Raw genomic sequence first — 8,906 nt, forward strand, 5'->3', positions numbered from 1 at the left:
GTGGCGGAATCGGCAGACGCGCTAGATTCAGGTTCTAGTGGTAGCAATACCGTGGGGGTTCAAGTCCCTTCGTCCGCACCATCATAATTGATTATGAACGCATAACTATGTGTATAATTTTATAACATAAGAAGTGTGGACAGTCGCTGTTCATGTTACATGAATAGAGGAAAGTCCAGGCTCGCCCGGGCTGCGATGCCCGGAGTGTTTGTGCCTGCCGCAAGGTAGGGCAGTCGTTTCAACGGCTGACGGCGGTGAAATCGGCTAAGTCCCTTTGGGATATGTCGAGAATAGCCTGAAAGTGCCACAGTGACGAAGCTCTGTCGGAAACGGCAGAGGTGGAACGAGGTAAACCCCGCAAGCGAGCAACCCAAATTTTGGTAGGGGCACTATCTGAAGGGAATTGAACTGGAGGATAGACGAGAGGATGCTCTCGTAGATAGATGACTGTCACTTCCGTGTACCAGGCTGGCTGCCGCGAAGAGTACGGGAAGGACAAAACCTGGCTTACAGCACTTCTTATGGCCGTTATATTGATTTATATAGAAAACCGTTCCATGCATTGGGGACGGTTTTTTCTACATTTATTACCATTGCAGGATGCTGGAGGTGCGACTGTGAATTTTACCATTATGCCTGAAGCAGTGCAGGCTTATAAGAAATATGCCGATTTCCGGGAAGGAGAATGCTACCGATTCTATGTGCGGACGGGTGGTCCTGGTACAGGCGGCCTTTTTTATGCTGTAGAAAAAAGTTCACAGGATGAAATCGGTACGGATGACGTGTTATTTGAAGTGGAAGGAATCTGTTTTTGGATTCGCGGAAGCGACGCCTGGTATTTCGATGGAGGAACACTTTCTTATAATAAATACTTAGGGGAATACGGCTTTGAATTTTACAATCCTTCGTTAGAATAAAGAAAGAGGTGCCTCATGAATCGAACGCTGCAATTTGATGAATGGACGGAAGCCATTCACAGGTTATCCGAAGAGGTGGAGAAGCATCCGCGAAGATGCGGAGCCCGTGCTGCTGAACTATATGCGCAGCTTGCTCATTGGAAGCAGCATATTGAAACCGAACGGCTTACTCCCTGGGAGGCTCTGCTATATACCTGTCTTGGTATTGTGACATGGGAAAGTCAAGAACAGCGGGCCGCGGAATGGCTCACGCGTGCTGTAGAACTTGATCCTACGCAACGAGCAGCCTGGAAATATCTCAGACTTACTGTGCTGTCTGCTCTCGCTTCCCTATTCGGCGATGTTTCATTTTCTTTGCCTCGCCAGGTAGATCCGGCCGAATACAAGAAGCAGAAAACGATTGAACTGCAGCAGGAAATGCAGAAAATAACCGGGGAGATAAGGGGCCGAGCTGAACGCCTGGTAGAAGAAGGAAGAAGGACTCAAATAAATCTGGGGACACAGCATGATGTCTGGGAGCAGGCCACCTCGCTTCTGGGGGAAATGCCGGGGATCGTGCGGGAGGTGGATGAGCGTGCGATTGCTTATAGCCGATCGATTAACGGATTGTATGCTCCGGAAGAGATACTGCGGCAGCTAAATGAATCGGTGGAGGCGCTTAATCAATATATCGAGCGCTGGAACCGCTTGTTTGCTCCCTATCGACGGGAGAGTCAGGAGGCGACCTCCGCGCTGGAGAGGCTGGATGAGCTTATTGGCATGGAGGAAATAAAAAAACGGATTCGTGATTTATACTATTTTCTTCTGTATATAACCCGAAGAAATGAACAGGGGTTTACCATGCGCGATCGTGTAGGCCTGCATGCAGTCTTAATGGGGAATCCGGGCACCGGGAAAACGACGATCGCCCGCCTGTTGGCTGAAATTTATCATGAGCTTGGCCTGCTCGAGAGACCTTCTGTTGTTGAAGTGGATCGTTCTCATCTGGTGGGATCCTACGTGGGGCATACGGAGCAGAAGGTGATGGAAGCTGTACAGCGTGCGGTAGGCGGTGTACTGTTCATTGATGAAGCGTATAGTTTAAAGCGGGCAGGAAGCGCAGAAAATGACTTCGGTCAGGTAGCGATCGACACGCTGGTTGCGGCGATGACCGGCGGTGAGTATGCGGGGACGTTTGCCGTTGTGCTGGCCGGTTATCCGGAAGAGATGCGCAATTTCCTGCTGGCCAATCCGGGTCTGAGAAGCCGATTTCCGGAGAACGGACATTTTATCCTGCCGGATTTCACGATGGATGAACTGGTGGAAATCGGGCAACTGGTAGCGCGCAATAATGAGTTTGTGCTGACGGAAAGCGCGCTTGTCGCACTGAGAGAGCGTATCGAGGCGGAGCGGGTGGACATGACCTTCGGCAATGCCCGAACTGTGAAAAATATCATTCTTGATGCGATTACGGCAAAGGGAAGGAAACTTGAACGCCTGGAAGAGATGCCGTCTGATGAGTACGCGATTTTGTATGCGGAAGACTTCGCCCTTCCTCAGGTGCAGGTAAAGCCTGCTGTAGAGCGCTTGCATGAACTGGTTGGATTGAAAGCCATAAAAGATGAGATTTCTACACTGTTTGCGTTTTTATCTATTCAGCAAAAGAGAAAAGAGAGCGGATTGCCGGTTATGCCAGTCGAGGTACACGCCGTATTCTCAGGCAATCCGGGAACCGGAAAAACAACGATGGGAGAATTGTATGCTGCCATATTGAAGGAAGCAGGCGTGCTAAAGCGCGGTCATCTGGTCACCGTCGGACGGGCGGATTTGGTGGCAGAGTATGTCGGACAGACGGCGGCCAAGACGAGGCGCAAAATTGCGGAAGCGCTTGGCGGTGTGCTGTTCATTGACGAAGCGCACGCCCTCATTCCCTCAGGGCCGAATGATTATAGTGTGGAGGCAATCGATACGCTTGTTGAAGAGATGACGAAGCACCAAGAGAATCTTGCCGTTATTCTGGCCGGGTATCCGAGGCTGATGGAAGAACTGCTCGATATGAATCCCGGCCTGCGTTCTCGATTTAAAAAATATTTCCATTTTCCCGATTATTCGGCGGAAGAGCTTGTAGAAGTAGCCAAAAGATATGCTGCTGATATGGGGTATCAGCTGTCTCTTTCGGCCTTGAATCAACTCCGCGGTTATTTTACGGAAAAAAACAGGGCAGAGAATGGCAACGCCCGGCTGGCACGATCACTCATCGAAGCAGCCGGACAGCGGCAGGCCAGACGGTTGATGGATACCGGTCGCACATCCTTTACGCTAGAAGAGCTAATGCGGATCGAAGAGGCGGATGTGCGCGGTGCGTCTATGCTATAGAAAGCCGCATTGATATGTAGCGGAATAAGGGGGGGATGCATCATGATTATCCGGCGAAACGGATGGGTTCACCGTCTGCTGGTTGATTTGGCGGGTAAAGCGCAGAAAGTAAAAGAGGAAAAAGACATGCTGCAGACGATTATCGATCATGCTTATGAAGGCGTACTTATTGTCGATCCGAAAGGATATATTTTAATGGCAAATGAGATTTACGCGGATTTTCTAGGCAAGAAGCTGAGCGAAATCATCGGCAAGCATGTAACCGAAGTGATTGAAAATACGCGCATGCACATTGTCGGACAAACAGGAAAACCGGAAATTGCCCAGATGCAAAAGATTAACGGGCGGGAGATGATTGCAAGTCGGATTCCGGTATTTAACCAGGGAAAAGTAGCCGCTGTCGTCGGAACCGTCATGTTTCAGCAGGTGGATGATTTGTTTGCTCTTTCCACGAAGATGGAAAACCTGCGTAAAGAGCTGAATTATTATAAAGATGAGCTGGATAAGCGACTGCAGGCTAAGTATTCATTCGATACGATCCTGGGGTCAAGTGAAGAGCTGGAGAAGGTAAAGCGCCTGGGACAACGGGTTGCAAAAAGCGATACAACCATTTTGCTGAAAGGTGAGAGCGGGACGGGGAAAGAGTTGTTCGCGCACGCGATTCATCGTGAGAGCTACCGGGGGGCAGGTCCGCTCATTAAAGTAAACTGTGCGGCCATTCCTGATGCGCTCCTGGAATCGGAGCTGTTTGGCTACAAGGAAGGAGCGTTTACCGGAGCCAAGAAGTCCGGGAAGAAAGGCAAGTTTTCGCTTGCAAACGGCGGTACCATCTTTCTTGATGAGATTAGCGAAATGCCGCTGATGATGCAGGTTAAATTGCTGCGTGTCCTGCAGGAAAAGGAAATTGAGCCGATCGGAGCGGATAAGCCGGAGTCGGTAGATGTACGGATTATCGCAGCGACAAACAAGGATTTGCTGTCATTGGTCGAGCAGGGAAAGTTCCGCCATGATTTGTACTACCGGTTGAATGTGGTTATGCTGGATATTCCGTCGTTGCGTGAGCGAAAAAGCGATATTCCTCTTCTTATCGAACACTTTTTGGAGAAGCTTGAAAAAGAGACGGGAATTCCGGTTGAAGGTATCGAACGGGAAGCTGTGGATGTGCTGCTTGCCTATTCGTGGCCGGGAAATATTCGCGAACTGCGGAACGTGCTGGAGCGTACATTGTACGTCAAGAACGGCCCTGTGATTACAAAACAGGACCTTCCTGCTGTCATTGGAAGCGAAGTGACTGTTAGGGAGAACGATAATGGAGCAGGTACATTAAAACAGGCGGTAGAGCAAGCGGAAGCATCGGCGATTCGACGGGCGATCCGGGAATGTGACGGCAACAAATTGCGGGCGGCGGAGCGTCTCGGCATTAGCAAGTCCAGCTTATACGCCAAAATTTTTAAATATCAAATTACAGAATAAATAAGCGTTACATATTGGACGAAGAGAATCATTCTTTTCGTCCAATATTTTGGAATTAAAGTCCAATATTTTGGAAAAAATAAGGTTTTTTTAAAAGGATGGCTCTTGATTTATTTTTTCTTCAGGCCATAGAAACAAAGAAACATCAGTTTTTATCAGATGTGTAAATGAATCGTCAAAAAAAGAGGTTATTTTGGCATAGATTTTGCTTTTGTTTAGAATGTGGATGGGGAATGCGGCAGAGAGTGGAGGAGTGGTAATAAAATAAAGAGAAAACTCGAAGCACAATATGAAAACGTTTTAACCTCTTGTTTTAGAAAAAAGGAGGAAGTTAGATGGAAGTTATCGTCATTTTATTGGCACTATTTTTCCTTATGTTTGTTGCGTACCGCGGCTTCAGCGTCATTTTATTTGCTCCCATTGCTGCGCTGTTTGCGGTGCTATTGACGGATCCGGGATATGTGCTGCCGTTTTTCTCAGGTGTATTTATGGATAAGATGGTTGGCTTTATTAAAAGTTATTTTCCGGTATTTCTTTTGGGTGCCATTTTCGGTAAAGTCATTGAGATGTCCGGCTTTGCCAAGTCGATTACCGGTGCGGTGATCAAGCTTATCGGTCCGAGCCGTGCGATGCTGGCGATTGTGCTGGTCGGCGCTATACTCACATACGGCGGAGTTTCGCTGTTTGTGGTAGCGTTTGCAGTTTATCCGTTCGCGGCGGAGCTGTTTAAAGCAGCTGACATTCCGAAGCGGTTGATTCCGGGAACGATTGCGCTCGGAGCGTTTACGTTTACCATGGATGCGTTTCCGGGAACGCCGCAGATTCAGAACATCATTCCGACGACATTTTTCAAAACGGATACGTGGGCGGCCCCGTGGCTTGGCTTTATCGGTGGACTTTTCGTCTTCATTATTGGTATGATTTACTTAGAATGGAGAAGAAGAAAAGCAAAGGCTGCCGGCGAGGGATACGGCACCGGACACAAAAACGAGCCGGAGCCGCTGGGAGAAGAAAAGCTGCCGAATGCCTTTATTGCCATTCTTCCTCTCATTGTTGTCGGGGTATTCAACAAAGTCTTTACAAATTTGATTCCGCAGTTCTATGGGAAGCAGTTCGACTTTGAAGCCATTAATATTGCCAGGGTCAATCCGGTCGATGTAACAAAAGAAACGGCGATCTGGGCGGTAGAGGGCGCGCTTGTATTGGGCATTCTGACTGTGCTGCTGTTCTCGTTCAACCGCATCAAGGAAAATTTCAATGCAGGTATTAACGTATCGATCGGCGGCGCGATGCTGGCTACGCTGAACACGGCGTCCGAGTACGGATTCGGCGGTATCATTTCGCTGCTTCCGGGCTTCAAATCGGTCAGCCAGGCGATGTCTGATACCTTTACCAATCCGCTGGTGAACGAAGCAGTGACGACGACGACGCTGGCTGGGATCACAGGTTCTGCGTCAGGGGGGATGAGTATTGCGCTGGCGGCCATGGGAGAGACGTACATGGAGCAGGCGCAGAAGCTCGGTATCAATCCGGAAGTGCTGCACCGAGTGGCGTCCATGGCGTCCGGCGGGATGGACACGTTGCCGCATAATGGGGCAGTCATTACCCTGCTTGCGGTAACCGGACTTACACATAAACAGTCGTATATTGATATCTTTGCGATGACGCTTATTAAAACAACCGCTGTATTCTTTATTATCGCACTTTACTATATGTTCGGTATCGTTTGAATTTTCGTTTGTTTGCAAGCGGTTGCAATATTCTATACTGCAGCCTATTTATAAATCCAGTAAGGAGTGAGTCAAGTGAGTGTGTTTACATCCATTGATGAAGCTTTAAACGGCATTCAAGACGGAGCCACTATTATGGTGGGCGGGTTCGGTCTGGTTGGCATTCCCGAGAAACTGATTCTTGGATTGCGCGACAAGGGAGTAAAGGATTTGACGATCATTTCCAATAACTGTGGGGTAGACGATTGGGGGTTGGGCCTGCTGCTGCAAAATAAACAGATTAAGAAAATGATTTCGTCTTACGTAGGTGAAAATAAAGAGTTTGAACGTCAATTTTTATCCGGTGAGCTGGAAGTGGAATTGGTACCGCAGGGCACACTGGCAGAGCGCATCCGCGCAGGTGGTGCCGGCATTCCGGCATTTTACACGCCGGCCGGCGTAGGTACACCGCTTGCCGAAGGGCGCGAAGTGCGTACGTTCAACGGCAAAGAATATTTGCTCGAAACAGGACTGACCGCCGATTTCGCGTTGGTAAAAGCCTGGAAAGGTGACACCATGGGGAACCTGGTGTACAACAAAACGGCCCGCAACTTTAATCCAATGATGGCGGCGGCAGGAAAAATTACGATTGCAGAAGTGGAGGAACTTGTGGAGCCGGGTGAGTTGAATCCGGACCATATCCATACGCCGAGCATATATGTACAACGTATTATTCAATGCACGAACTACGAGAAACGAATCGAACGCAGAACGGTACAGGCACAAGCATAACAAGGAGGGGAATAAGATGGCATTATCAAGAGAGCAAATCGCAAAACGAGCGGCCCAGGAGATCGAAGACGGTTTTTACGTGAATCTGGGTATCGGTATTCCGACATTGGTAGCCAACTACATTCCGAAGGATAAGCATGTTGTGCTACAATCGGAGAATGGTCTGCTCGGTATCGGACCGTACCCGGCAGAAGAGGAAGTAGATCCAGAATTAATCAACGCAGGAAAAGAAACGATTACAATGCTGCCGGGTGCAAGCATTTTCAGCAGTGCAGAATCGTTTGCGATGATTCGCGGCGGTCATATTGACATAGCCATTCTCGGCGGCATGGAAGTATCAAAAAACGGCGACCTGGCTAACTGGATGATTCCGGGTAAGATGGTCAAAGGCATGGGTGGCGCGATGGACCTGGTGCACGGTGCGAAGCGCATCATTGTTATTATGGAGCATGTGAATAAGCACGGCCAGCCGAAAATTCTAAACGAGTGCACGCTGCCGCTGACGGGCAAAGGTGTAGTAAACCGTATCATTACGGATCGCGCGGTCATCGATGTAACGCCGAACGGTCTCGAACTGGTAGAAGTAGCGCCAGGCTTTACGGTACAGGATATTAGAGAATCTACAGAACCGGAATTAATTATTTCTCCAAAGCTGGCCGGCAAAGCATAGGGAAAGTAGAAGGAGACATAGCAATCAATGACGAAATTGGTGCAGGATAAAGTTGTATTTTTGACCGGAGCGGCGAGCGGCATTGGTTTGGAACTCGCTAAGGAGTTTGCCCGGGAAGGTGCAAAAGTAGCGATTAGTGATTTGAATGCCGAAGCAGCGGTAGCTGCGGCCTCCGAGTTAACGGCAGAAGGCTTTGCTGCCATCGGTATGGGCTGCAACGTGGCGGATGAAGCACAATTGAAAGCCGCGCTGGATGAAACGGTGGAAAAATTTGGACGTCTGGATGTGCTGGTGAATAATGCGGGATTGCAGTACGTTTCGCCAATTGAAGAGTTTCCGACGGAGAAGTTTGAGCAGCTGGTAAAAGTAATGCTTGTGGCTCCGTTTATGGCAATCAAGCATGTATTTCCGATTATGAAGCAGCAGGGATTCGGCCGTATTATCAATATGGCTTCCATCAACGGACTGGTCGGCTTCGCGGGCAAGGCAGCGTATAACAGCGCCAAGCATGGCGTCATCGGTTTAACTAAAGTGGCTGCGTTGGAAGGCGCTACGCATGGCATTACGGTTAATGCAATTTGTCCCGGCTATGTAGATACGCCGCTTGTACGAAATCAACTGTCAGATTTGGCCAAGACGCGCAACGTACCGCTTGAGAAAGTGCTTGAAGAGGTCATCTATCCACTCGTACCACAGCGCAAGTTGCTATCGGTCAAGGATATTGCGGACTATGCGCTGTTTATTGCCAGCGATAAAGCAGGCAGTGTAACGGGGCAGGCTATAGTTGTTGATGGCGGTTATACAGCACAATAGTACAAACCATGGCAAAAGACCGCTCTGGATTTTCCAGAGCGGTCTTTTTCTGTGAAAATCGTGAGGAAAGAGGGAGAAGATAGAGGAAAAAAAGATCCAGGGAAGAAAAAGGTCTTCGCCTTTTTCTACACTAAAATCCTCTCCTCGTTCTGTTCTCTCTTTTCCTTCGTACCGCAA

General features: G+C 48.9%; 7 protein-coding genes and 1 other RNA gene. All 8 read left to right on the forward strand.

Going from position 1 to position 8,906, the window contains the following annotated elements; genetic code table 11:
- Nucleotides 1–131: 131 nt before the first annotated feature.
- The 8 genes from rnpB (at nucleotide 132) to B2899_RS07140 (ending at nucleotide 8,729) form a co-directional block, all read left to right on the forward strand.
- Nucleotides 132–515, forward strand: an RNA gene (rnpB, locus tag B2899_RS07105) — RNase P RNA component class B.
- A 117-nt stretch (nucleotides 516–632) separates the two neighbouring features.
- Nucleotides 633–917 carry an iron-sulfur cluster biosynthesis family protein gene (locus B2899_RS07110; protein ID WP_146810918.1) on the forward strand — a complete coding sequence of 95 codons (285 nt, stop codon included), beginning with the start codon at nucleotides 633–635 and terminating at the stop codon, nucleotides 915–917.
- A 15-nt stretch (nucleotides 918–932) separates the two neighbouring features.
- Nucleotides 933–3,272: an AAA family ATPase gene (locus B2899_RS07115; protein ID WP_286884676.1), complete on the forward strand. Its 2,340-nt coding sequence runs from the start codon at nucleotides 933–935 to the stop codon at nucleotides 3,270–3,272.
- Nucleotides 3,273–3,314: 42 nt separating this feature from the next.
- The gene (locus B2899_RS07120; protein WP_286884678.1) at nucleotides 3,315–4,745 is read left to right on the forward strand and encodes a sigma-54 interaction domain-containing protein; all 1,431 of its coding nucleotides are present in this window, start codon (nucleotides 3,315–3,317) and stop codon (nucleotides 4,743–4,745) included.
- A 335-nt stretch (nucleotides 4,746–5,080) separates the two neighbouring features.
- Nucleotides 5,081–6,475, forward strand: a complete 1,395-nt coding sequence (locus B2899_RS07125) for a GntP family permease (RefSeq protein ID WP_286884679.1) — start codon at nucleotides 5,081–5,083, stop codon at nucleotides 6,473–6,475.
- A gap of 75 nt (nucleotides 6,476–6,550) precedes the next feature.
- The gene (locus B2899_RS07130) at nucleotides 6,551–7,246 is read left to right on the forward strand and encodes a CoA transferase subunit A (protein WP_146810909.1); all 696 of its coding nucleotides are present in this window, start codon (nucleotides 6,551–6,553) and stop codon (nucleotides 7,244–7,246) included.
- Nucleotides 7,247–7,262: 16 nt separating this feature from the next.
- Nucleotides 7,263–7,916: a CoA transferase subunit B gene (locus B2899_RS07135; protein ID WP_286884681.1), complete on the forward strand. Its 654-nt coding sequence runs from the start codon at nucleotides 7,263–7,265 to the stop codon at nucleotides 7,914–7,916.
- 36 nt (nucleotides 7,917–7,952) lie between these two features.
- Entirely contained in the window at nucleotides 7,953–8,729 is a 777-nt protein-coding gene (locus B2899_RS07140; RefSeq protein WP_174760613.1) for a 3-hydroxybutyrate dehydrogenase, read from the forward strand.
- The last annotated feature ends 177 nt before the right edge of the window (nucleotides 8,730–8,906 follow it).

Origin of the sequence: Aneurinibacillus sp. UBA3580 (assembly GCF_002375825.1) — a bacterium.
Classification (GTDB): Bacteria; Bacillota; Bacilli; order Aneurinibacillales; family Aneurinibacillaceae; genus Aneurinibacillus; species Aneurinibacillus danicus.